22 protein-coding genes and 1 pseudogene are annotated in these 24,595 nt (G+C 35.2%); 7 read left to right on the top strand and 16 right to left on the bottom strand.

Features of this window, described 5'->3' with window-relative positions:
• Window positions 1–406: 406 nt before the first annotated feature.
• The gene (gene hprK, locus CHB72_RS23505) at window positions 407–1,327 is read right to left on the bottom strand and encodes an HPr(Ser) kinase/phosphatase (RefSeq protein WP_089285312.1); all 921 of its coding nucleotides are present in this window, start codon (window positions 1,325–1,327) and stop codon (window positions 407–409) included.
• Window positions 1,328–1,436: 109 nt separating this feature from the next.
• Complete coding sequence (gene uvrC / locus CHB72_RS23510) at window positions 1,437–3,308, bottom strand: excinuclease ABC subunit UvrC (protein WP_089285313.1); 1,872 nt, start codon at window positions 3,306–3,308, stop codon at window positions 1,437–1,439.
• A gap of 150 nt (window positions 3,309–3,458) precedes the next feature.
• Here uvrC and CHB72_RS23515 point away from each other — a divergent pair, with 150 nt between their 5' ends.
• Window positions 3,459–4,010: a stalk domain-containing protein gene (locus CHB72_RS23515; protein WP_089285314.1), complete on the top strand. Its 552-nt coding sequence runs from the start codon at window positions 3,459–3,461 to the stop codon at window positions 4,008–4,010.
• Window positions 4,011–4,016: 6 nt separating this feature from the next.
• On the opposite strand, the gene CHB72_RS23520 is transcribed toward CHB72_RS23515, so the two are convergent.
• The 7 genes from CHB72_RS23520 to ftsE form a co-directional block, all read right to left on the bottom strand.
• Window positions 4,017–4,658 carry a flagellar brake protein gene (locus tag CHB72_RS23520; protein WP_089285315.1) on the bottom strand — a complete coding sequence of 214 codons (642 nt, stop codon included), beginning with the start codon at window positions 4,656–4,658 and terminating at the stop codon, window positions 4,017–4,019.
• Between the two features lie 268 nt (window positions 4,659–4,926).
• Window positions 4,927–7,761: an excinuclease ABC subunit UvrA gene (uvrA, locus tag CHB72_RS23525; protein ID WP_089285316.1), complete on the bottom strand. Its 2,835-nt coding sequence runs from the start codon at window positions 7,759–7,761 to the stop codon at window positions 4,927–4,929.
• Between the two features lie 18 nt (window positions 7,762–7,779).
• The gene (gene uvrB / locus CHB72_RS23530) at window positions 7,780–9,759 is read right to left on the bottom strand and encodes an excinuclease ABC subunit UvrB (protein WP_089285317.1); all 1,980 of its coding nucleotides are present in this window, start codon (window positions 9,757–9,759) and stop codon (window positions 7,780–7,782) included.
• Between the two features lie 388 nt (window positions 9,760–10,147).
• Window positions 10,148–11,377 (bottom strand): S41 family peptidase, encoded by a 1,230-nt coding sequence (locus tag CHB72_RS23535; RefSeq protein ID WP_089285318.1) that lies wholly within the window; start codon window positions 11,375–11,377, stop codon window positions 10,148–10,150.
• A gap of 160 nt (window positions 11,378–11,537) precedes the next feature.
• Window positions 11,538–12,671 (bottom strand): murein hydrolase activator EnvC family protein, encoded by a 1,134-nt coding sequence (locus CHB72_RS23540; RefSeq protein ID WP_089285319.1) that lies wholly within the window; start codon window positions 12,669–12,671, stop codon window positions 11,538–11,540.
• Window positions 12,672–12,692: 21 nt separating this feature from the next.
• Window positions 12,693–13,607, bottom strand: a complete 915-nt coding sequence (ftsX, locus tag CHB72_RS23545) for a permease-like cell division protein FtsX (RefSeq protein ID WP_089285320.1) — start codon at window positions 13,605–13,607, stop codon at window positions 12,693–12,695.
• A complete protein-coding gene (gene ftsE / locus CHB72_RS23550; protein ID WP_089285321.1) occupies window positions 13,597–14,283 on the bottom strand; it encodes a cell division ATP-binding protein FtsE in 687 nt (228 codons plus the stop codon). Before ftsE ends, ftsX begins: the two co-directional genes overlap by 11 nt.
• 250 nt (window positions 14,284–14,533) lie before the next feature.
• Here ftsE and CHB72_RS23555 point away from each other — a divergent pair, with 250 nt between their 5' ends.
• Entirely contained in the window at window positions 14,534–15,106 is a 573-nt protein-coding gene (locus tag CHB72_RS23555) for a 5-formyltetrahydrofolate cyclo-ligase (protein ID WP_089285322.1), read from the top strand.
• A 27-nt stretch (window positions 15,107–15,133) separates the two neighbouring features.
• Here the strand turns inward: CHB72_RS23555 and CHB72_RS23560 are convergent, their stop codons facing one another.
• Genes CHB72_RS23560 through CHB72_RS23570 form a run of 3 tightly spaced genes read right to left on the bottom strand, consistent with a single transcriptional unit; the run spans window position 15,134 to window position 18,135 of the window.
• Entirely contained in the window at window positions 15,134–16,486 is a 1,353-nt protein-coding gene (locus CHB72_RS23560; RefSeq protein ID WP_089285323.1) for a sigma-54-dependent transcriptional regulator, read from the bottom strand.
• A 1-nt stretch (window position 16,487) separates the two neighbouring features.
• A complete protein-coding gene (locus CHB72_RS23565) occupies window positions 16,488–17,909 on the bottom strand; it encodes a two-component system sensor histidine kinase NtrB (RefSeq protein ID WP_242975256.1) in 1,422 nt (473 codons plus the stop codon).
• The gene (locus tag CHB72_RS23570) at window positions 17,884–18,135 is read right to left on the bottom strand and encodes a zinc ribbon domain-containing protein (protein ID WP_176431577.1); all 252 of its coding nucleotides are present in this window, start codon (window positions 18,133–18,135) and stop codon (window positions 17,884–17,886) included. Before CHB72_RS23570 ends, CHB72_RS23565 begins: the two co-directional genes overlap by 26 nt.
• 299 nt (window positions 18,136–18,434) lie before the next feature.
• Between CHB72_RS23570 and CHB72_RS23575 the strand changes: the two genes are divergently transcribed.
• The gene (locus CHB72_RS23575) at window positions 18,435–19,148 is read left to right on the top strand and encodes a flagellar motor protein MotB (protein WP_089285325.1); all 714 of its coding nucleotides are present in this window, start codon (window positions 18,435–18,437) and stop codon (window positions 19,146–19,148) included.
• Window positions 19,149–19,235: 87 nt separating this feature from the next.
• Here CHB72_RS23575 and CHB72_RS23580 read toward each other — a convergent pair.
• From CHB72_RS23580 to CHB72_RS28410, 3 genes and pseudogenes are all read right to left on the bottom strand, one after another.
• Window positions 19,236–19,491, bottom strand: a pseudogene (locus CHB72_RS23580) (IS4-like element ISAme1 family transposase); the annotation flags it as partial.
• A gap of 239 nt (window positions 19,492–19,730) precedes the next feature.
• A complete protein-coding gene (locus CHB72_RS28405; RefSeq protein WP_456297871.1) occupies window positions 19,731–19,982 on the bottom strand; it encodes a conjugal transfer protein TrbL family protein in 252 nt (83 codons plus the stop codon).
• 32 nt (window positions 19,983–20,014) lie between these two features.
• Window positions 20,015–20,227, bottom strand: coding sequence for a conjugal transfer protein TrbL family protein (locus CHB72_RS28410; RefSeq protein ID WP_408606589.1), 213 nt, complete (start codon window positions 20,225–20,227; stop codon window positions 20,015–20,017).
• A gap of 47 nt (window positions 20,228–20,274) precedes the next feature.
• On the opposite strand from CHB72_RS28410, the gene CHB72_RS23590 reads away from it, so the two are divergent.
• The 4 genes from CHB72_RS23590 to CHB72_RS28415 all read left to right on the top strand — a co-directional run bounded on the left by CHB72_RS23590 (window position 20,275) and on the right by CHB72_RS28415 (window position 23,975).
• Window positions 20,275–21,189, top strand: coding sequence for a helix-turn-helix transcriptional regulator (locus CHB72_RS23590; RefSeq protein WP_089285326.1), 915 nt, complete (start codon window positions 20,275–20,277; stop codon window positions 21,187–21,189).
• A 3-nt stretch (window positions 21,190–21,192) separates the two neighbouring features.
• Window positions 21,193–21,789, top strand: a complete 597-nt coding sequence (locus CHB72_RS23595) for a uracil-DNA glycosylase family protein (RefSeq protein WP_089285327.1) — start codon at window positions 21,193–21,195, stop codon at window positions 21,787–21,789.
• Window positions 21,790–21,873: 84 nt separating this feature from the next.
• Complete coding sequence (locus CHB72_RS23600; RefSeq protein WP_089285328.1) at window positions 21,874–23,127, top strand: MFS transporter; 1,254 nt, start codon at window positions 21,874–21,876, stop codon at window positions 23,125–23,127.
• Window positions 23,128–23,792: 665 nt separating this feature from the next.
• Window positions 23,793–23,975, top strand: a complete 183-nt coding sequence (locus tag CHB72_RS28415) for a YgaP family membrane protein (protein ID WP_089285329.1) — start codon at window positions 23,793–23,795, stop codon at window positions 23,973–23,975.
• Between the two features lie 95 nt (window positions 23,976–24,070).
• Here CHB72_RS28415 and CHB72_RS23615 read toward each other — a convergent pair whose 3' ends face one another.
• The gene (locus tag CHB72_RS23615; protein ID WP_089285330.1) at window positions 24,071–24,349 is read right to left on the bottom strand and encodes a CC/Se motif family (seleno)protein; all 279 of its coding nucleotides are present in this window, start codon (window positions 24,347–24,349) and stop codon (window positions 24,071–24,073) included.
• Window positions 24,350–24,595: the final 246 nt, after the last annotated feature.

Genomic DNA, 24,595 nt, shown 5'->3' on the forward strand with positions numbered 1-24,595 from the left:
AAGCACCCTTCTTACCTTTGTTTTCATCAATAACTTTTTGTAGCTTTTGAAAATTCTCTTCAGTCAAAATATTTTTAGCCATATTGTCCCTCCTTAATTTATGAATAAATATATATTTGTAAATAAAACTACTATAGGTGAGAAAGTTATTTATTAAAATGAAACTATGAAAGTTTGTTAATTTTTTAACCACTTTTCGTATTTTTTAGTGGTGTTATACAACACATACACCACTTAGTGTTAATCAAAAAATAGCTATCAATTTTCAAAGAATACCTTCAACTTCATTCTTTAATATCTTTTTATAGCTTCTATAGCTTCTATGTTTTTCACTTGTTAAAATATAATACTAATATATAATAATTGTTAATTAAAATCAATAGTTATTTTGTTATTTTTTTAATAATTATTCTTTGGTAAGGTGTTTTGTTAATCTTTCACTAAATGCTTTAGCTGCATTGTAGCCCATGTATTTTAAACGATGATTTCTTGCCGCTACCTCAATGATTACAGCAATATTTCTAGCAGGCTTTACAGGTATTACCATTTCTTCTATCTTCATTCCTAGTATTTCTCGATGTCTTTCATCTATGCCTAATCGATCATAGGTTTTGTCCGGATCCCATTCTTCTAATTCTACGACCATGTGTATATTTGATTTGTTTTTGATTGCTCCTACGCCAAATAGGCTTTTAGCATCTATTATGCCTATCCCTCTCACTTCCAACATGTGCCTGGTTATTTCCGGTGCACAACCTACTAAATATTCATGCCCTATCCTCTTAACCTCTACAGCATCATCTGCTACAAGTAGATGTCCTCGTTTGATAAGCTCGATAGCAGTTTCACTTTTTCCAATACCACTTTTCCCAGTTATTAGCGTACCTATCCCATAGATATCCATTAGCACGCCATGTAAAGTTACAGCAGGAGCAAGACAGTCCTCTAAATAATTAAGCAAAACGCTAACAAGTTTTGTTGTATTGAAGCTACTTCTTAATATCTTTTTCTGATGTCTCTCTGCTGCTTCCATTAACTCCTTATCAGGTTCTAAATTCCTACTAATGATTATACAGGGGATGTCATAGGAAAATAATCGATTAAATCTTTCTCTTCTTGTTTTTTCATCTAAAGTGCTTAAAAATCGATGTTCTACTTTACCAATTATTTGTATTCTTTCATAGGCAAAGTGATCAAAAAATCCTCCCAATTGAATTCCAGGTCTAACTAATTCAGTGGTTGTTATTTTTTTACTTTCTCCTTGTAGATGATTCAATTCCTCTAACTCAAGATCCTGAACTAATTTTTCTACAGTAATGTATTTCATTATATTTCCTCCTTAGATATTGGTTTTTTCCTTTCACATTATTTCCATTTTCCTTTTAGATGCCTACTCTATTCTAATCCTTAGCATAGGTGGAGATTAGCGTACTAATTCACTGTTGTTTTCTAAAATAGTTATATATATTTTCAGCGATAGTTTTATTTAACTCATTTATCTCTAATAACTCCTCCATTGTTGCTTCCTTTATTTTATTAATATCTTTAAAATGCTTCATTAAAGCTTTCCTTCTCTTTTCTCCAACTCCAGGGATTTCATCTAGGATTGAGGTTAAGATTGTATCCCTTCTTAAGCTTCTATGGTAAGTAATGGCAAATCGATGGGCTTCATCCTGAACCTTAGCTATAAAGAGAAACAAACTTGAAGCTTTTTCAAAGATCAATTCTTTTCCATCATAGATCAAGCCTCTTGTCCTATGCTTATCGTCTTTAATCATCCCACAAACAGGTATATCAAGCCCCAAGGCCTTTAATGACTTTTCTACACTATGGACCTGTCCTAATCCACCGTCCACCATAATTAAATCAGGGAAAATAGAAAACTTACCTTCCTCTATTGTTGTATATCCTTCCATAAAATCTTTTGTTTCCTCCAATCCCCTTTTAAACCTTCTTAAAACAACTTCCTCTAAGCTTCCATAATCATTGGCTCCTTGTATCGTCTTAATTTTAAATCTTCTATAATCCTTGTACTTTGCCTTTCCATCCTCGAACACTACCATCGAAGCTACTGACTCAACCCCCTGGATATTGGATATATCAAAAGCTTCAATCCGGTATGGAGGTGTGTCTAAATCCAATTTTTCTTGTAACTCTCCCATGAGTTTTTCTTTTTCTTCCTTCTTTCTTCTGTTAATTTCTTTTGTTTGTTCCATCATCAAAACTGCATTTTTTTTCACCATATCTATTAGGTGTTTCTTATCCCCTATTTTTGGTGTCTTAATAGATACTTTGTTTCCTTTTTTATCTGATAACCAATCTTCTATCAGAGCTTTATCTTCCAATTCTTCCTCTATTAAAATCTCTTTCGGAATAAAGGTCATATTATTGTAAAACTGTTTCACAAAGGAGGACAATATATCCCCTATTCCTTCATCGCTATTAGTAGAGAGGGTATATTGTTGACGTTGAACTATTTTTCCCTTTCGAATATAAAAAATCTGCACGTAACTTTCTTCTGTACCTCTGGCAGCAGCAATCACATCTTGGTCAATATCACTGTTTGAAACTACTTTTTGTTTTTCTACTATACTAGATAGGGCCATAAACTGATCTCTATATAAAGCTGCTCTTTCATAATCCATATTTAATGCTGCATTCTTCATTTTTCCTTGTATCTTTTTCATTAGTTCGTCTTCTTTGCCACTTAAGAAAAGAATAATTTCTTGAATCATTTGTATATATTGCTCTTGATTTACGTTACCTGTACAGGGACCAATGCATTTCTTTATATGAAAATTTAAGCATGGTCTCTCTTTTTTTTCTATAGAAGCAGTAATGTTTCTCTTACATGTTCTTATGGGAAACAGCTGATGAATCGCCTGTATCGTTTCATTTAAAGCGGAGACATTTGAATAGGGACCAAAGTATTTTCCTCCATCCTTTAAATATCGTCTGGTTTTTATTACCCTAGGATACTCTTCCTTCATAGTAATTTTTATATAGGGATAGGTTTTATCATCTCTTAATAGAATATTGTATTTGGGTCTATTCTCCTTAATCAAATTGCACTCTAATATAAGAGCCTCCAGTTCACTATCGGTAATAATATACTCAAAGGATACTACATTATCCACCATTGCCCTTACCTTAGGTGCTTGATTCTTTAAAGATTGAAAGTATTGTCTCACTCTATTTTTTAAAGAGATTGCTTTTCCTACATAAATAATCTGATTTTCTTTATTTTTCATCAAATATACTCCCGGCTTATCCGGTAGTATTTTTAGTTGCTCTTTTATGTCAAACATATTACTCCTCCCGCTATATGGCATTATCTAAATCATTTTTATAGAAAAATCTGTAAGTATCTAAATATGCTATTTATTTTATTATAACAAATGTATAAATTTATGCACAATGACAATACTCCAAACAAATAATTGTTTGGAGGTGTAATTATGAAGAAGAGAGGATTTATATTTATATTATTGGTATTATGTATTAGTACTACCTTTAGCTTAGCTGAAAATTATCTGAATAAGGTTGAAGGCTATGAAAGAAATTTTAGAGTTGTAACAGATAAGGGTGCATTAGCATTAAAAGAAAAGCCAGTTATCATTCAGAACCGTATTTACCTTTCCCTAAAAAATATAGCTGAAGCCTTAGAATATCAAATAAATTGGAATGAAAATACGCAAACAGTTACTCTACTAAAACCTAATTTACAGGAAGTATTGGTACCTGCTAATCCCCATAATGGAGAGTATTTCGTTTATGGCGAAATACGCGGGATTAATTTTGAAAATCATTCAATCCATATAGAGCAACATATTGATGATAACAGCAAAGAAGTATTCGGTAACTTACCAATCCAAGAAAATGCAATTCTATTACTTCAGAGAAACTCTCATTTTATGGCAGTTACCTTTGAAGACTTAAAGGTTGGCGATATAGTAGGGCTTATTTTAACTAAAGAAAATCAAATAAGAGGCATTGTCATTGACTGCTAAGACAATTTATATGTTGGTAGATTTGATTTTCATTCTTAATTGAAGTTTATTGGTATAAGCAATAATTTTCTGTCTGTCAGAATCATCGATTCCAACAAACTTACAGCCTAAGCTCCAACTTCCATCTGCCATATTTTCTATATTTCTTAAAATTTTCACTGTAAGAACAAATGAATTATTTTCTAATGCCAATTCAAAAACCAATAATGTATCAACAGGTAGAGATAATTTACTATTTAATAGAACTCCGCCCCCACTTATATCCATAACAGTAGCAGGGAACGTCTTGTTGCTGTTAACTTTTTTATTGTTGATACCTATAAGAAAACAGTTTACATCTATATTTGTAGGTACTCTAGCATATTTTCTTCTTTGAATAACGTTTATATCATCTGGTTTAGGCATTGAGAGTATTATTTTCCCATCAATACAACCTTTAATAATCGTCTGAAAAAAGCAAATCCTAGTGGCTCCGGGAATAATACAGTTTACTTGCCTATCATCCTTTTGAACATATTGACCCGTAATATCTACTGCAATATAGTCATCCTTAATATGATCAATCACACCCCAAAAAGAAAGATAAGGGGGGGTAGCCTGAATCTCTAACTTAATATTTTTTTCTGGCTGAAGATATTTTTCATACATACTGTTTCCTCCATATTAGAGAAATTCAGGTTAAGATTCAGCTTAAAGCATCATCCTAACCTAAATTATTAATTTCAGAATAGATATATACTTATATTAGCCACCACGGGTCAAACCTTAGACCTCGGCTATAAATAGACTATGCCGGATATAGTATACGAAGTATATCCGTTATTTTTTGACTATTTCATTGCTTAATGATCTATTCTATTATTATTTTACTTCATAATATTTATCGTGGATATAGTATATTTTTCTTATTTCTTTCCTAGAGTTCAATAATCTTTTTCAAGAAGAAACCAGTATGGGAGTTCTTTGAGTGAAGGATTTCTTCTGGTGTACCCTCAGCAATAATCAATCCTCCACCATTTCCACCTTCAGGACCAAGATCGATAATATAATCAGCTGTCTTGATAACGTCTAAATTGTGTTCTATTACCAACACAGAATTGCCGGATTCCACCAGCCTTTGTAATACACCTATTAGTCTATGAATATCTGCTATATGAAGACCGGTTGTAGGCTCATCTAGAATATACAAGGTCTTTCCAGTGCTTCTTTTACTTAACTCAGAAGCCAGTTTAATTCTTTGTGCTTCTCCTCCTGACAACTGTGTAGATGGCTGACCTAGCTTGATATAGCTTAATCCCACATCGTAAAGGGTTTGAAGCTTATTCTGGATTTTAGGAATGTTTTCGAAAAAGCTTAAGGCCTCCTCCACATTCATTCCTAGTATATCAGCAATAGTTTTTCCTTTATATTTAACCTCTAAAGTTTCTCGATTATAGCGCTTCCCCTTACATACCTCACAGGGTACATATACATCAGGAAGAAAATGCATCTCAATTTTGATGATACCATCTCCACTGCAGGCTTCACAACGACCGCCCTTTACATTAAAGCTAAACCGCCCTTTTTGATATCCCCGCATTTTAGCATAGGAGGTTTGAGCGAATACATCTCGAATATGGTCAAAAACACCAGTATAAGTGGCAGGATTAGATCTTGGTGTTCTTCCTATTGGAGATTGATCAATTTCTATAACTTTGTCAATATACTCCAGTCCCTCCACCTTATTATGAGCTCCAGGCTTACTTCTAGCACCATTTAGCTCCTGAGCTATCTTTTTATAAAGTATTTCATTTACTAGTGTGCTTTTTCCAGAGCCTGAAACTCCTGTTACACAGGTAAAAACTCCTAAAGGAATATTTACATCTATATTTCTTAGATTGTTTTCTCTAGCCCCTTTGATGGCAATCCATTTTCCATTGGGTTTTCGTCTTTCCACTGGAACTTCTATCTTCTTTTTCCCGCTCAAATACTGACCTGTGATGGAAGCTTCGCAATTCTTTATATCTTCAATACTACCTTGTGCCACGACGTAGCCCCCATGTATCCCAGCTCCTGGACCGATATCTATAATATGATCAGCACACAACATTGTATCTTCATCATGCTCAACAACAAGTACAGTATTACCTATATCTGTAAGATTACGAAGGGTTTTCAGCAACTTGTCATTATCTCTTTGATGGAGACCAATGCTTGGTTCATCTAGAATATACAGCACACCTACCAAGCTAGAACCTATTTGGGTTGCTAATCGTATCCTCTGGGATTCTCCTCCAGACAAAGTACCAGCATTTCTTGACAACGTCAAATATTGTAAGCCTACATCCTGTAAAAAGTTTAATCTTTCTCTAATTTCCTTTAGAATTTGTTTCCCAATAAAAGCTTTTCTTTCATCTAGCTGAAGGGTATCTACAAATTCTCTTGCTTCCTTTACAGACATTTCTGTAACTTGATAAATATTTTTATCACCTACAGTAACTGCTAGAGCTACTTCCTTTAGCCTTGCACCTTTACAGCTGCCGCAGGGCATTTCTGCCATATATTCTTCAATTTTATTCCTCATATAATCAGAATTTGTTTCTTTATACCTTCTTTCAAGATTTGGAATTACCCCTTCAAAATGGGAGGAATAGGTTCGAACACCTCCATATTTTGACTCATATTGAAAGGTAATTTTCTTATCGCCAGCTCCATAAAGAACATCCTTAATAAAATCCTCAGGCAAATCCTTTGCAGGAGTATCTACATCTATACCGTATTGTTCTGCTAGGCTATTTAGCATTTTATAGTAATAGGTATTTTCTCCATTACCATTAGATCCACTCCAAGGATCAATTGTTCCTTGACGAATCGATAGATTCTTATTAGGAATAACTAAATCAGGATCTACTATCTTCATATGTCCTATTCCATTACATTCTGGACAAGCACCAAAGGGACTATTGAAGGAGAACATCCTTGGAGCCAATTCCTCGATACCAATACCATGGTGAGGACAGGCAAACTTTGTAGAAAATAAATATTCTTCCCCTTCTATGACATCTGCAATTACTAAGCCTTCTGTTAGTTTCAAAACTGTTTCTATAGAATCAGCAAGTCTTTGTGGAGAGTCTTCTCTAATAACAATTCGATCCACAACAACCTCTATACTATGCTTCTTATTTTTTTCTAACTTTATTTCTTCATAAACATCTCTTATTTCTCCATCAATTCTGACTCTCACAAATCCTTCTTTTTTTATTTCCTCTAAAAGTTTTTGGTGTTCCCCTTTTTTCCCTCTGAGAATAGGTGCTAAAATTTGAAGCTTTGTTCCCTCTCCCAATGCCATAATCTTATCTACAATTTGCTCTACCGTCATTTGACTTATCTCAATACCACATACGGGACAATGTGGGGTTCCTACTCTAGCAAATAATAGTCTTAAATAATCATAGATTTCCGTTACTGTACCAACAGTAGAACGGGGATTCTTGCTGGTTGTCTTTTGATCAATAGAAATTGCAGGGGAAAGACCTTCAATATATTCCACATCTGGCTTTTCCATTTGACCTAAAAACTGTCTTGCATAAGCAGATAAACTCTCAATATATCTTCTTTGACCTTCTGCATAAATAGTATCAAAAGCCAAAGAGGATTTCCCAGACCCAGATAGTCCTGTTAAAACTACAAACTTGTCCCTTGGAATCTCAATATCTATATTTTTTAGGTTGTGTTCCTTTGCTCCTCTAATAATAATTTTATCCTTTGCCACAATTACACCTCATTCATATCATTGTTGTTTCTTTAAGGATTGAATTGCATCCCTCAATTTTGCTGCTTTTTCAAATTCTAAGGCCTCGGCAGCCTGTAGCATTTCGCTTTCTAAGTTTTTGATGATTGTTTCTAATTCCTCTTTTGAATGCTTTATCTCCTGTCCTTTATTAGCAACGTAGTTTTCTTCCTCTTCCGCCACCTTCGTAGCTTCAATAACATCATATATTCTTTTTTCGATGGATTTAGGAGTGATATTATGTTTTTTGTTATAGTCAAATTGGATTTTTCTTCTTCTCTCCGTTTCCTCTATGGCTGTTTTCATGGATTTTGTTATCTTATCGGCATACATAATTACCCTGCCCTCTAGATTTCTTGCAGCCCTCCCAATGGTTTGTATCATTGAAGTTTCAGATCTTAAAAAGCCCTCCTTATCAGCATCTAATATTGCCACTAGACTAACCTCAGGTAAATCTAAGCCCTCCCTTAGGAGGTTAATTCCCACCAGTACATCAAATTCTCCTAGTCGCAAATCTCTAATAATCTCCATTCTTTCCATCGTTTTAATATCTGAATGTAAATATCTAACCTTGATATTGACTTCCTTCAAATAATTGGTTAAATCCTCTGACATTTTCTTTGTTAAAGTAGTAATCAATACTCTTTGATTTTTCTCCACCCGTTTATTTACTTCTCCAACCAAATCATCAATCTGTCCCTTTACTGGTCGCACCTCAATAATAGGGTCTAATAATCCAGTCGGTCGAATAATTTGTTCTACTGTCTGATGACTTTTTTCTAATTCATAGGGACCAGGTGTAGCACTAACATACAAAATTTGATTTACTAGCCCTTCAAATTCTGAAAAGTTTAAAGGTCGATTGTCGTAGGCAGATGGAAGACGAAATCCAAAGTTTACTAAGGATTCCTTCCTAGAACGATCTCCTCCATACATACCTCTAATCTGGGGGATACTAACATGAGATTCATCAACAATAATTAGAAAATCCTTTGGAAAATAATCTATTAGTGTGTAGGGTCTGCTACCAGCCTCCCTGCCAGTTAGATGTCTAGAGTAGTTTTCGATTCCTTGACAGAAGCCTACTTCTCTAAGCATTTCTATATCATACATGGTTCTTTGTTGGATTCGTTGTGCCTCTAATAGTTTATCCTGCTCTTTAAAATATTTAACCTGCTCCCCTAACTCTATTTCTATATTTTTCATGGCTCCCTCAACCTTCTCAGTGCTGGTTGCATAATGGGAGGCAGGGAAAATAGAAACATGATTTCTTCTTCCTATAATCTCTCCAGTGAGGGCATTAATTTCTGTAATACGGTCAATTTCTTCTCCAAAAAACTCCACTCTCACTGCATTCTCAGAGGAGGAGGCGGGGAAGATTTCCACTACATCACCTCGCACCCTAAAGGTTCCCCTTATAAAGTTAATATCATTTCTTTCATATTGAATATCCACCAGCCGCCTCAGCACCTGGTCTCTGTCCTTACTCATTCCAGTCCTCAAGGAAACCACTAGGTTTCTATATTCCTCTGGGTCCCCCAAACCATATATACAGGATACACTAGCCACAATAACAACGTCTCTTCTCTCGAAAAGAGCAGAGGTGGCGGAATGCCTTAGCTTGTCTATCTCATCATTAATAGAGGCATCCTTTTCAATAAAAGTATCTGACTGGGCAACATAGGCCTCTGGTTGATAATAATCATAATAACTAACAAAATATTCTACTGCATTCTTAGGAAAGAACTCCTTGAACTCACTACATAGCTGTGCTGCCAATGTCTTATTATGCGCTATTATTAATGTCGGTTTCTGAACCTTCTCAATAATATTTGCCATAGTAAAGGTTTTGCCTGAGCCTGTAACCCCTAGCAGAGTCTGGTGTTTCAAACCCTTTTCAATGCCCTTGCTTAAGCTTGTAATTGCCTGCGGTTGATCACCCGTAGGCTTATACTGAGAATTTATTTTAAATTTCTCCATATGAAAATCCTCTCACCTTTATATTAAAATTTATAATCACATCTTTATAGAGATATGTAATCATGAATTTTGATATACTAAGGGCTACATTTGCAGCCCATGGTTTTGGACGAAACCGTAGACCGTGTATATCAAAATTAAAGTTTAAAATTGGTTATCTATAGAAGGTATACTCTATTAAGGGTATCATATTTGCCTCTCATTTGTTAACTAGTAAAATTCCCCTAAACCACCAGAACAACTGTTCGATAGTATTATTATATTCCTCTATTATTCCTATGTCAATACTTACCCAATTCTAAAAAAAATCCTCAAAAGCTTGAGGATTTTTTTATGGTTTCACCCTGTATAAGCGACTGACATGAAATCAGAGATTTCAGTCATCCGCTTAATTTCTTCCAGTTATTATTTTTTGAGAAACAATCTCTATCGCCTTTTGCATCTGAATATCCTGTTCTCTATCCACATTAATCTCATTTCTAATCTCCTCTGGTAACTCTACTAAGATGTCTGGCTCAATTCCTATTCCATGGATATAAGTGCCATTAGGAGTGAAATACTGGGAGACAGTATATTTAAATCCCGTTCCATCATTTAGGGGTTTTACCTGCTGCACTAATCCCTTACCAAAAGTGGTTGTGCCTATGATTTCACCTCTGTTTCCATCTTTTATAGCCCCTGCTAATATCTCTGATGCACTAGCACTTCCTTTGTTGACTAGTACTACAAGAGGTAAATCAACCTGCTTTTTATCAGATTTCTCCACTTCTCTCTCTCCATTTCTATCCTCTGTATAAACAATCACCTGTTCACCTAAGAGAACATCGGCTATTTCTAAACATTGGCTTAGCAACCCACCAGGATTATTTCTCAAATCGATGATTAACCCTTGAATGTTTTGTTTTTGCAGTTCATTAATATGGGTTTTAAAGTCATTTGCAGTCTGCTCATCAAACATAGAAATCCTAACATAGCCAAGATTGTTTTCTAACACTTCAGATCTTACTGTTTTTAATCTAATTTCTTCTCTTTTCAGAGTGACATCAAAAGGTTCATTTCTCCCCTCTCTCCATATTGATAAAATCACCTCTGTGCCAGGCTCTCCCTTCATCATGTCCGCAGCATAGTCTAATTTATCCCCTGATACTGAGTTTCCATCTACGGCTAAAATTTTATCTCCTGTAGCAATTCCTGCTCGTTCTCCTGGAGTATCTTCGATTGGAGAAACCACTGTTACGAACCCATCATCACCTGGAGTGATAATCACTCCAATACCTCCGTAGGTTCCCTGGGTACGAGTCATAAGATCAGAAAACTCAGTTTCTGACATATAAGTAGTATAAGGATCTTCTACCCCTTCAAACATTCCTTTTATAGCAGATTCTATTAACTTTTCTTCATCCAACTCTTTATAATAATTCTTCAACAAAAAATCGTTTAATGTAAATAGTTTACCATACTGTTCTCCTAAAGCTTCATAATGTTCATAGGTGTCTTTAGATATTAAAACCTTTTGACCTAATGTTATGGCAAACAGGTTACCAACGGTTAAATTCAATAATGTTGTCAATATGATGAGGACAATTGCCCCTACAAAAGCCTTTTTTTTACTAATCATAGTGTTCTCCCCTCTTATCAGTCTAAACCTATCATTTTACTATTTTATTATTTATATTGTTTCATTATACATTAACTGATAAAACTTTTCAAAATAACATTAGCATTTTCAAAAGATCGCACAAGCAAAAGCCAAGGGAATATCCCTTGACTTTATCATGCTACTTTCTTCTTACATATGGAGTAGGATCTACATACTTTCCATCTTTTCTTACTTCAAAGTGTAAATGTGGTCCTGTGGATGCTCCTGTACTTCCTATTTCCGCAATTTTTTGACCTCTTGAGACCTTATCTCCTACCGATACCAATAATCTTGAGTTATGGGCGTATAAGGTCAAAACACCTCCACCGTGGTCAATGATTATGGTTCTACCATAGCTTCCTATCGTTGCAGAAGAGACTACCGTTCCTTGAGTAGCTGCTACAACAGGTGTTCCACTAGGTGCTGGTATGTCGATTCCTGTATGCATTCTCTGAACCTTCAGTATTGGATGTATACGGTTACCAAAGGGAGAGGATATTCTAGTATTTCCGGGGACAGGCCATGCCATCTCTCCTCCAACATACTCTCCACTAGATTGAAGCTTTCTTAATTGATCCGTTAAAGCGTCTGCTTCTTTATTCAACTGATCCAGCATTTTTGCCAGTTGAACCTTATCCTGTTCTAATTCTTGTCTAAGCCGTTGCTGTTGACCCCTGGAAACTACTAATTGTTTTTTCTTATCTTCTACATTATTTCTCAAACTCACTAATCGATTTCTTTCGTTCTCTAGCTGTGCTTTTTTATCTTCTATTAATGCTTTCTGCTCTTCTAAGTATTTCAATAACTCTACGTCATGATCAACAATACGCTTTACCATATCTAAATTGGTTAAAAGCTCTGTAAAGTCTCGAGAGTTCAACAGCACCTCTGCATATCCTACAGTGCCATTTTTATACATTACTCTTAAACGTTGTCCTAATACATCCTGCTTATCATCAATATTATCCTCAGCTTCTACTAACTCATTGGTAGCATCTGTAATCTTTTTTTGTGTACTGGTAATATCACTTTGAATCTTCTGAACTTCATTTTCCGTTTTTTCAATTTGAACTTCCAAATCCTTTAGTTGTTCAGTAATGCTTTTTTGTTGACTCTCATTTTGCTTTATAGCATTGTTTACCTGCTTTTGTTGTGAATTTACATTGTTTAACTGCTTATTAATATTGCTGGCTTCGTTAGCAAATACTGTGAAGGTAGATACTGAAATCAAGCTCACAATAGCCAATCCAATAATATGCTTCTTTTTCGACAATGCCTGTCCCCCCTCTTCTCGCTAAACTTTTAAATGTTTTCTTAAAGAAACGATACTACCCAATGCTCCAACTCCCGCTCCTATCACTGTAAAAATAGGGATGGTTCTTTTCATCATTTCATTTACAGAGACTACATAAGCACTTAGCATAACATAGAATTTTTCTGTTATTAAATCAAATGCATACTGATACCCATAATATACAAATACCAAAGCTATAACAGATCCAATTAATCCTAATACCATACCTTCGATAAAAAAGGGCCAACGCACAAACCAATTGGTGGCTCCTACGTATTTCATAATAGTAATTTCTTGCTTTCTAGCATTTAAAGTTAGTTTAATCGTATTGGCAATAATAAACATAGCAATCAATATCAATACTAAAATCAAGGCCAATCCAATCGTTCTAACAAAACTTGCTATTCTCAGCATGTTATCCACTATATCTTTGTGATATTTAATTTCTTCAATACCTTCAAACTCTTCAACATCTTCAATGTTTCTTAGTTCCTTTACTACATAGTCCGCCATATCAATGCTCTCTACATGGATCACATATGAATTTGGCAATGTATTTTCTTCCAGAACATCCAGTAGGTACCCCTGTTCTCCCCATTGCTCCTTCATCCTATTCAATGCGTCTTCTCTAGATTCATAATCTACATATTTCACTCCTGATATGGCTGTCATCTTCTGTCCAACGTTTGATATTTCTTCTACCGTCAGCTCATCATCAAGATAAACCTGTATGGTATCAAACTGCATTTGTGCTATATAGGATAGGTTGTTGATATTTAAGACAATCGTAATAATTACACCTAGCACCGCTAAGGATGCTGCAACAGAACTGATAGAAGCTATACTCATTCCTCTATTACGCCATATTCCTACAAATCCTTGTTTTAACATATAGTTTATTGTTCTAATCTTCATAGCCGTATGCCCCCCTATGCTCATCTCGAATAATTCTGCCTTTTTCAAGAGCAATAACTCGCTGCTGCATTGTATCTACTATGTCTTTAGCATGGGTAACCATTACAACCGTAGTGCCTCTTCTATTAATCTGTTTTAATACCTTCATAATTTCCCAAGCAGTCTCAGGATCTAAATTTCCTGTAGGTTCATCCGCTATTAAAATCGATGGATTATTTACGATGGCCCTGGCTATCGAAACCCTTTGTCTTTCTCCGCCAGATAACTCATGGGGATATTGCTTTGCCTTATCACTTAATCCCACCATGCCCAGCACCATCGGTACTTGACGTCGTATATCCTTTGAAGAAGCCTCAATAACCTGCATTGCAAAAGCTATGTTTTCATACACAGTTTTATTAGGAAGAAGTCGAAAATCTTGAAAAATAACACTGATATTTCTTCTATGGTAGGGTATTTTTCTTCGAGACATTTTTGTAATATCTTGATGATCTACCACAATGCTACCTTCGGTAGGTTCCTCCTCCTTTAACAATAGCTTTATAAAGGTGGATTTTCCAGCTCCACTAGGGCCTACCAAAAATAAAAACTCTCCCTTATCAATCGATAAATTAATATTTGTTAATGCATGGATGCCTTTATTATATATTTTGCTTACATTTTTCAATTGTATCAAAAAACATCAACTCCTGATCATCATTTTATAAGTTCGACATAAATGTACTAACTCCTGCTTAAAACAGCAGAAAACACTAGTAAATTTTTCCTATTTGCTACCGCATTTTCTTCTGGCGTTTTTCAATAATCGACTTGTGATACTATTTCATTATAACAGTAATGCTACTGGAAATTCAATTGAATTGATTTCCAACATTATGGTACAATTAATTCATGGTTTATATTGCTAAGATTGGGGGGCGGTTCCATTGAAAAAAAATCTTCGAAAAGAATTATTAACAAAACGAAGTTTACTAACAGAGGAGGAAGTATTCCTTAAAAGCTTATCTATTACGCAACAACTAAAAAACAGCTTTATTTATGAAAATGCTAATCATGTTATGGTTTATCTTTCTTTTAGAAACGAGGTAGAAACAGCATCAATTATTAAAGATTTATTTGACAATAGTAAAAAAGTCTATATCCCATTAACCGTACCTGATACGCGAGAATTGATCGTGTCAGAATTATTAGACCTCGAAAAGGATCTAGAAGTAGGTAATTTTGGTGTTTTAGAACCTAAGAAGGATGCTATACGTCCTGTATCACTTGATGCATTAGACTTAGTCCTTGTTCCAGGAGTAGGTTTTGATAAGAAAGGTTATCGTGTAGGCTACGGCGGAGGCTATTACGATAGATTTTTACCTAAGCTAGCTACCTCCATACCTACAGTCGCTCTAGCCTTTGAAGTCCAAATGATCGAGAAAGCACCAACCGACCAATACGACTTCCCTGTACAATATGTTGTTACGGAAGAGCAATTTATTGATTGTAAAAGATGATAGAGTAGGGGCGTGAAAACCCTGCCCCTACTTTTTTTTAATCTCGTGCTTATCCATGCGGTAAAGGAGAGTATGTCTTGTCATTCCCAGTAGCTGAGCTGCTCTTGTTTGATTGTATTCCGTTCTTTCTAATGCTTGCAGTATCAGTTCCCGCTCCAATTCCTCTATATTCACACCCTCCTTAGGAAGAGAATAGGATAACTCTCTTTTTTCCTCCTCACCTATTTCGTAAGGAAGATTTTTTTTAGTAATTATATTATCCTGTGCCAGAATAATCATTCTCTCAATAACATTTTCCAATTCTCTAATGTTACCTCTCCAGTGATAGTTGACCATTTTTTCTCTGGCAGCTTCATCAATCTTCATGTTTTTTCTTCCAACTTCGTTGCTAAATTTTTCTAAAAAGTAATTAATTAGTAGAGGTATGTCACCTTTTCTTTCTCTTAGAGGAGGTATTTCAATAGGAATAACATTTAAACGATAATATAAATCTTCTCTAAATCTTTCCTCCTGTACCATTTTATATAAATCTCGATTAGTGGCAGCTATTACTCGAATATCTACTTTAACTTTTTCGCTACCTCCCACCCGTTCAAATTCTTTTTCCTGTAACACCCTTAATAGTTTTACCTGCATAGGTAAATCTAATTCCCCTATTTCATCTAAAAGAATCGTTCCTCCGTGAGCTTTTTCAAACTTGCCAATTTTCCTAGCAGAAGCACCTGTAAAGGCCCCCTTCTCATGTCCAAATAGCTCACTTTCTATCAAATTTTCTGGGATTGCTCCGCAATTTACTTTTATATAAGGTTTTTGACACCGCTGGCTACTATAATGTATTGCATTAGCAATAACCTCTTTACCAGTACCACTTTCCCCCAAAATCAATACAGTTGCTGGAGTATTTGCTACCCGCTCTACAATACCCAATATTTCTTTAATTTCTGGACTATTCCCAATAATTGTTTTTCCAGTGTTCTTTTCAAGTTCCTCTCTAAGAAAGTTTATTTCCTCCTGTAAGGCCCCAACATGTAAAGCTTTTTCAATAACCACTTTTAATTCTTCTACGTCAAAGGGCTTAGAAATATAATCTAATGCCCCCAGTTTCATAGCCTCTATAGCTGATTCTACTGTACCATGGGCAGTGATCATAATAACAGGAATTTCTCTATTGATTTCTTTTATCTCAGTTAAGGCTTCTAAACCATCCATTATAGGCATTTTCAAATCCATCAAAACAAGATCTGGATCTTCCTCGCGGAAGACCTCTACCGCCTCTAATCCATTAGCTCCCTCCAATATTTTATAGTTTTGTTTTTGTAGAGCTTTTTTTATGGCCCATCTCATATTCTTTTCATCATCAACGATTAATATTTTTTTCATGTCATTCTACCTCCCCTCTTAATAGAGGTAAATATATTTTTACTTCTGTACCTTCACCTATTTCACTTTTTATCTCTATCTTTCCCTGATGCTCTTCAATAATTCTATGAGTGATGGACAAACCTAATCCTGTACCACTTTCCTTTGTAGTAAAAAAAGGATTAAATATTTTATCTAGCAACTCTTTAGGAATTCCTTTTCCTCTATCCTTAAAGGTGACTACAGCCCATTTGTTGTTTTCTTTTTCCAGAGATACTACCAAATTACCCTCCTCTTTCATAGCTTGTATCCCATTTATAATAATGTTAATAAAAGCTTGCTTCAATTTGTCTATATCCCCTTCTATTTCACAGGATTGTTCAACAAACAAATAAATAGCTGTTCCTTTCTGTTCTCCAAATTTTTTGGTAATCACAAGAATTTCATCTAGTAGATTTTCTAGCTGAATTGCTTCTACTTGTACCTTATTAGGTCTTGAGAAATCTAATAATTCTTTTATCACTCTATTTGCCCTATCAATCTCATCTACTATAATTCCAAGCCCTTCCTTCAATTCATCATCTTGAACATCATGCCGAATTGTCTGGCTGATAGTTTTTATGATACCCAATGGATTTCTTATTTCATGAGCAATCCCAGAAGCCAATTGTCCTACCGCCGCCAATCGTTCTCCCCTCCGAACCTGAGTCTCCAGTTTTTTCATCATAGTAATATCCTCAATCACTAGGACAGCACCTTCTATTATTTCTGAGATATTTTTCAAAGGATGAATTGTTATATTTAGGTTTATGGCTTTATCCTCATGAATAGAGTATTCGATTTCTTTTTTTAGATACTCTTCTTTCCCCTTCAATACCTTGTTTATTTCTTTTGTTAGCTGTTGTTGTTCAAGAAATTCCTTCAAATCCTTATCTGTATCTATAACATCATCTACTTGCTTATTCATAGATGTAACATTTCCGTTAAAATCAAAGGCAACAATGCCACTGTGAATGCTATCCATAATATTATGAGTGTAGTTTTCCATATCTGCCAGTTTAATAATTTGATGCTCTAATGTTTTTTTTCTTTTATAATCTATCTCCACTAGATAACCTGTAATTAATCCTATTACCATAAACATAACAATTTCTAGAAACTGATTGACCACCTCTAGGTTGATTTCACCGAAATACATAATTAGATGCGGGGCATAAAGCAAAACAATGATGCTGGAGGTAATGAATCCTCCTTTTAGACGAAACTGAAAAGCAGCTAATACAATGGGAAGGTAATATAATCGTCTGAAAAAGTCGTGTAATACCCACCGATGGGAAGCTGTAAAATAGTGTAATGCTGTAATAAGTAATACTAATATAAATACTAATATTTTCGACTTTTTTTCCTGATTCATTCCATCACCTATTTCCTTTTGTATTGCCACAATAAGGGCAATATCTCCAATTAATATCAATTATGTTGTTGCAGTGATTGCAAGGCTCCTTGAGTTGTTCTTTACAATTAGGACAAAATGTATAAGTTGCATCAACCTTTTTGCTGCATTTTCCACACTGAACTTTTTTAGCATCGTTTATATACATATCTTTTATATTACCCATTAATAAAAAATAAACTATCAACGATAATCCAATACATGCTAATATTGGCATGTTTCTCATCCTTTCTTTTGAATAGCACCTTTCATTTCTCTGGTCTTATCATATGATACAGTCTTTGTAGCATTTCCTACAGATATCTTTTTTTCATTTTCTTTTCAAAACCAATACTTACTGTTTATTGCATTATTTATATAATCTCATCTCAATGTTTTTTATTTAATACTTGCAATTATAATGCCATATTCTACATAAACAACAAAGAAGAACTAACTTTTTCTTTAATTTTCCTAATTTTGGCATATTATTTGCATATAACTATTATAACATCATACCTTAATGGAGGGAATCATATGAGAAGAAAAACAAGAGAAAATATCACTGAAAAAGCTGGTGCCCCAATGTGGCTAACAACTTATAGTGACCTCGTTACCCTATTAATGACCTTTTTTATTTTACTTTTTGCCTTTTCTGAAATAGATGCACAAAAATTTCAGTATATTATTGAATCTTTTCAAGGTACAACCGGTATCTTGGAATCAGGAAAGACTGTTGTCTCTGATGAGCTTATAGAAATTCCATATGACAGTGATGCACCTAATGAGTTTCAACATTTAAGAGATATCTTGCAAGCACGTTTAGAGGATACGGGGCTACTTAACCAAGTATCTGTAATTTTAGAGGAAGATGCATTATTGCTGAGATTACAGAATAACATTTTATTTGATCCAGGCAGAGCTACTATTAAGGATGATGCTCTAGAAATACTTTTTTTGCTATCTGATTTATTATTATCTGAAGATTTTCTATACAATCGCATACAAGTAGAAGGTCATACAGATTCAGATCCAGTGGCACAGCCAAATATCTATAAAACTAATTGGGATTTATCAGTAGCGAGAGCTGCTCATGTTGTAAAATTTTTTATTGAGGAAACTAGCATTACACCTAAAAGATTTAAAGCCTCCGGTTATAGTAAATATTATCCCGTAGCTCCCAATGATACACCTGACAACAAGGCTAAAAATAGAAGAGTGGATATACTTATATTAAAGGACAAAATATAGTCCTTTAATATTATCATAGGCGTTAACTTAAGCTATATTTTGGTAATTTATTTTGGGCAAACAATATCCCTGTAATATTTCTAGAGTTGTTTTTCTTTTGCGCTTTTCATGTAAAGAGTGTTTAGATATTCTAGTCTGGTTGTATTTTTTCACATTTTGATGCAATCTGTTTTAAAGAGGGATTAGGGGTATTAATTAACCCAAAGATAAAAACTTTTACTATTGTATCAGGTAAAATATCTCTTTTTCGTTTAAGAAAACCTGTATTAATAGCGATTTCCATAATTTTAGCATTACTAAAAAAGCGAATAAAAGGTATAATAAGTGATGAAGATATCTTCATGGGAATCTCTCCTTTGTGATTGGTAGTCACTTTGAGATTCCCATTTTTTATGTTTTTATGCAAATGTAATTTTTACCTTGGAATAACGTGGGTTAAGTTAACGCCTATGTAATAAGTGTAGAAATTCTAAAAGGCAGTTTTTGATTGAGTATTTCGTAAATTATTCTATTAGGCATAATTATTCTACTTAGGTTATTGTCGTACTTTTATTATATACTTTTTTCTATACGACAACTATCCTAACATATAGGGGTATCAAGTCCGAATGCACCTGCTATTCTCGGTACTTCTCCGGCAGAAAGCATCAGACCGAGTCCCAGCAAGGCGTGATCTTTTACAACCATCAAGCCTGCTGTCAGAATAACAGCCTGCAAAAACGCAGTCAAACACAGACCAATAATCTGCTTGCACCAGCTGACAAAACCATCAATGTATCCTCTTGGAACACTGAAGATATAAAGACTGCCAACCGCAATCTGGATCAGCAAAATTCCGCCGCGTTTTTAGATTGGCAAAGAATACTTTAATCACAGCAATAGCCCATCAGAATTAAGATAAACATCAGCATAATTGGGCTGGTGATAACCCCCATACCCCCGAAAACCCTAGTACTTCCGGCGCTTTCAAGATTTCCTGCTGCAGAAAGTTCGTTAATGATGTTGCTGGCAAGTGTGTCAATGCCTGAACCGAATCCGATAATACCAGCGGTCAGGCTGCCTTGCAAAAACCTTGACATACATTGTCAAGGTTTTTGTGTTACTATATAGCCAAGGGGGTGCTTCTATGTCGGAAAGTCGTTTATTTAAGATTATATATTATCTGTTAGATAAGGGGCAGGCATCTGCACCGGAATTAGCAGAGATTTGCGAGGTATCAGTTCGAACAATCTATCGGGACATTGATATGCTCAGCGGTGCCGGAATCCCTATTTATGCGAATACAGGAAGAAACGGCGGTATCCGTCTGCAAGACCATTTTGTTCTGCGTAATGCTGTCCTGTCAGAAAAAGAGAAACAAGAAATCTTAATGGGGATTCAAAGCCTTTCAGCTATTCAATATCCGACAGCAGACAACATTTTAGTGAAACTGGGAGCCATCTTTCAAACAACTCAGTCAAACTGGATTGAGGTAGATTTTTCTCGCTGGGGCAGCGTACAAGAAAAAGAGCAGAAGGTCTTCTGCATTTTGAAGCAAGCCATCTTAGAGAGGGAGGTAATCCAGTTTACTTATTATTTCTCTTGCGGCAATCGTCTCCGCCGAGACGCAGAGCCGGTAAAGCTATTATACAAAGATAGATCATGGTATGTTTTTGCTTTCTGCCCTGATAAATCGGATTACAGGCTTTTCAGGGTTTCACGAATGAAGGAAATCATTCTAACCGGAAAAACTTTTGAAATGAAGGCTGAAGGCACAAATTTCGTTTTACCTATGCCGGAGGATTGGGGAACACTACTCCAACTGGAACTCAACTTTCCTGATGAATGCAGCTACAGGCTATATGACACATTTGATGAATCCGTCATATTAAAAACAGAATCAGGATACAAGGTGCAGGTCGCTTTGCCCGAAAATGAATGGCTCTATGACTTCATTATGTCCTTTGGAGATAACGTCACGGTGATCCGGCCTGAACACTTAAAAGAAAACATAATCAAACGATTTGAAAATGCTTTGCAGCATTACAGGAAGGAGCAATAGGTTATGAACATAAAAAATGAACTGGAAAGCCTGCCATTTGAAAAGAGCAACATGCAATTTTGCAATGTAGAGATTGACCCGAAAAAAGTTCGGGCGATTATGATTAACGAGGTAGTTCCCGCTGATCCAAAGCAGGATTTTTACGGTGATGATGACGCAGCATATTTACAAACCACCATCCCGCTGTTTCAGAAAGCAGGTATCCATGTAAATTCCATATCTGATATTCTGAACTTAGGAGTCTATATCACTAATGCTGTCAAGGTTCCCAAGACGGAATATACAGTCAGCAACGTGCTGATTGAAGGAAGTCTGCCGTTTCTTGAAAAAGAGCTGTCGTTGTTTCCTAATGTTAAGGTTATCATGCTCATGGGAGATGTGGCTAAAAAGGCGTTTAACATAATTAGTAAAAAGTCAGCAAAGAAGAATGCCGTTCCCGGGGTTGCCACTTATAAACTGCGGAGCAGTGAAATTTATTATGCTGGTATCCGCATCATGCCGTCCTACATTATGACGGGACAAAACATTTTGATTGAGAAATCAAAATTTGAAATGGCCGCTGAAGATATTTCTGTTATGGTAAATTTGATTCAGCAGTAGCGAAACAAAACTTCCTGAAAAGCCTGACATATGTTGTCAGGCTTTCTGTTTTATAATGGATATATATAAGGAGGATGTGTTTCTATGAAATCAAAACTATTCACTAAGAATTTTACTTTTCTCATAATGGGACAGGCCATTTCTATGTTTGGCACCAACATACTGAAATTTTCAATTTCACTCTATATTCTTGATTTGACGGGATCTGCGGCACTGTTTGGAATCATCATAGCAGTCAGTTGTATTCCTCCTGTTTTTCTTTCACCCTTTGGTGGAATTTTAGCGGACAGAAAGAATAAGAAAAACCTGATGGCTTCCCTTGACTTGGGGTATTCAATCATTGCTGTCTTACTAGGGATTGTATTGTTAAGGCAGAATTCTCTTATCATGATAAGCGGGCTGATGATTCTTCTATCTGTAATTTCCTCGTTTGAAACACCTGTTGTCCAATCAAGCATACCGCTTGTAATGTCGGAAAATAATTTGGTAAAAGCCAATGCCACTGTAAATCAGGTATCGATGCTGTCGGGATTGCTTGGTCCGCTTTTGGCCGGAATTTTATATAGCTACGGTGGCATATACCGTTTACATTACATCATGTTTTTATGTGCTCTGTGTTTTGCATCTGCCGCTGTATTTGAAATGTTTTTGCATATTCCGCAGCAAGAGATTAGTCAGTATGACAGCCTAACCCAAACAATCAAATATGACTTCACAGCTGCATGGACACATATTACCAAAGATAAGCCTTTTATCGGAAAAGTGATTTTGCTCAATGCATTGTTTCTATTCCTGATACAGCCTTTAATTACCGTAGGAGCCCCTTATATCATTCTTGTAAGCCTAAAGCTAAGCTCCATATGGAACGGCACTTCGCAAATGCTCATGGGAGCCGCCGGAATCACCGGCGGTTTGATTACTACGTTGATAGCAGGAAAATTCGCTGTAAGAAAATTGTATCAATTGTTCATCGGAATGGGAATTGCTTTGGTTTTTGCTGCTATGGGATTATTCTTTCCTTTCAAGCCGCTCACCGCTTATTCCATCTTTAACAGTTCCTGCATTGCTATTTTTATTTTGGCTAGTATCGCAGGCATTTTCATTACATCTGCCATACAAAACGCTGCTCCAAAAGAAATGCTGGGACGAGTGATGTCATTGTATTCCTCAGTCATGAACGCTGCTCTGCCGATTGGAATGAGTGTTTATGGTATCTTATATGATCATTTTTCAGATAGCTTATATATTGTTCTGGCAACAACCGCAGTTTTTGTCGTGGTTGTAGGATTTGCCGGCAAGAGCTCGTACAGGTTACTGGAAAATACAAAAACCGAATAGGTAACACGTTGCTTAACGAACACATCATGATTGTAATTGGAAATACCCAGTTTTATAAAAAACACAAAAATGCCACTTCCTTAACCTTTGGAAGTGACATTCTTCTTCTATTTTTATTATTTAAAACGGTGCATCATATTTCCTATCATATTAAGTTTAGAACCATTATTACCCATCATGGAGTTGTGCATATTAAGCATTCCTTCCTTCTTATCTCATTATAGAAAAAGATTTTGAAGAAAATATGAAGATAATTATTTATTTTTATTTCCCATAAAGACTTGAGTAAGAAAGCAAGAATAAATTTCTACAAAGGAATAATACTAAGAATAGATAATAGGAGGTGATATCAATGGAGGCTGGTGTTAGAAACAATTTAACAGGAGAAATTGAAAGAATTAAACAGGATGGCCTAATGGCACAAATTACCATGTGAGTTGGCGGCTGAGGTGATAAAGTGCCTCGCATAACGTCCGTGATGACGAAAGATAGTTTTCTTGATGCTGGTTTTAAAGAAGGAGATCATGTGGAAGCTCTGGTTAAAGCCATTAATGTTGTTATGGTAAAGCATTAATAATAAAAGATACCATCCCTATACTACCGTTTACAGGGATGGTATCTTTATATGACATAAACAATATAATCCTACAAAAAACAGTTAAGAGGTGAGAACTACGAAAATATCCTTTAAGCAAAATATAGGAAATACAGACAGATTGATACGCATCGCAATAGGAATACTGCTAATGCTACTGGTGTTCTATAATATCGTTACTTCAAATATACTCAGAAATCTTTTGATCATAACAAGTACCGTTCTTCTCATTGAAGGAGTTATTGGATACTGAGTTATCATGGATTTACTAGGTTGGTCAACCTATACAGAAAAATATAGAGAGTGATGTCAAATTATATTACAATGCTCATCTATTAGTTAGATACATTATTCAATGAATTCTATTGTCAATTTCTTAAACCAAAACAATTTTGAAAGGCCAACTTTTATCTCTTTAACTTTCTCGATACCTTTATCATAGTAAATTGTGATTTTCCCTACTTCAGTTATTTCAAAACTGGTCAAATTTTTTGGGGTTCCCAATTCGATTTTAGGTATCGGGGCAGAACCACCACAGCAGCCTCCCATACTTGATAACATAATCATAACTGCTTCATTCTTTTGTAATATATACGCTTCAGCTTCTGATGCAACTTGAAATTTCATAATATACCTCCTCAAACAAATAGTTAGTATTATTGTATTGCAACTTTTATGCCAATCTATCCTTTATTCTAATCTAATCTAATAAAAACAATTCTATCATCTTCATAATTTCTTCAAAATCTTCTTCTATAATATAACTTTAAAAAGAAATGGGGATATCGGGAAATAGATAGCCAATAAAATAAGTCGGTATGACTCATGAGAGTTGTACCGACTTTGTCTTGTAAATTTTTTTAAAAATATAAA

Source organism: Anaerovirgula multivorans (assembly GCF_900188145.1).
Taxonomy (GTDB): Bacteria; Bacillota; Clostridia; order Peptostreptococcales; family Natronincolaceae; genus Anaerovirgula; species Anaerovirgula multivorans.

What these genes read in the sequence shown, in the direction of transcription:
- hprK (WP_089285312.1), bottom strand. Translation starts at nt 1,327, where the DNA reads ATGAAATACATTACTGTAGAAAAATTAGTTCAGGATCTTGAGTTAGAG.
- uvrC (WP_089285313.1), bottom strand. Translation starts at nt 3,308, where the DNA reads ATGTTTGACATAAAAGAGCAACTAAAAATACTACCGGATAAGCCGGGA.
- CHB72_RS23515 (WP_089285314.1), top strand. Translation starts at nt 3,459, where the DNA reads ATGAAGAAGAGAGGATTTATATTTATATTATTGGTATTATGTATTAGT.
- CHB72_RS23520 (WP_089285315.1), bottom strand. Translation starts at nt 4,658, where the DNA reads ATGTATGAAAAATATCTTCAGCCAGAAAAAAATATTAAGTTAGAGATT.
- uvrB (WP_089285317.1), bottom strand. Translation starts at nt 9,759, where the DNA reads ATGGAGAAATTTAAAATAAATTCTCAGTATAAGCCTACGGGTGATCAA.
- CHB72_RS23535 (WP_089285318.1), bottom strand. Translation starts at nt 11,377, where the DNA reads ATGATTAGTAAAAAAAAGGCTTTTGTAGGGGCAATTGTCCTCATCATA.
- ftsX (WP_089285320.1), bottom strand. Translation starts at nt 13,607, where the DNA reads ATGAAGATTAGAACAATAAACTATATGTTAAAACAAGGATTTGTAGGA.
- CHB72_RS23560 (WP_089285323.1), bottom strand. Translation starts at nt 16,486, where the DNA reads ATGAAAAAAATATTAATCGTTGATGATGAAAAGAATATGAGATGGGCC.
- CHB72_RS23570 (WP_176431577.1), bottom strand. Translation starts at nt 18,135, where the DNA reads ATGCCAATATTAGCATGTATTGGATTATCGTTGATAGTTTATTTTTTA.
- CHB72_RS23575 (WP_089285325.1), top strand. Translation starts at nt 18,435, where the DNA reads ATGAGAAGAAAAACAAGAGAAAATATCACTGAAAAAGCTGGTGCCCCA.
- CHB72_RS28410 (WP_408606589.1), bottom strand. Translation starts at nt 20,227, where the DNA reads ATGTCAAGGTTTTTGCAAGGCAGCCTGACCGCTGGTATTATCGGATTC.
- CHB72_RS23590 (WP_089285326.1), top strand. Translation starts at nt 20,275, where the DNA reads ATGTCGGAAAGTCGTTTATTTAAGATTATATATTATCTGTTAGATAAG.
- CHB72_RS23595 (WP_089285327.1), top strand. Translation starts at nt 21,193, where the DNA reads ATGAACATAAAAAATGAACTGGAAAGCCTGCCATTTGAAAAGAGCAAC.
- CHB72_RS23600 (WP_089285328.1), top strand. Translation starts at nt 21,874, where the DNA reads ATGAAATCAAAACTATTCACTAAGAATTTTACTTTTCTCATAATGGGA.
- CHB72_RS23615 (WP_089285330.1), bottom strand. Translation starts at nt 24,349, where the DNA reads ATGAAATTTCAAGTTGCATCAGAAGCTGAAGCGTATATATTACAAAAG.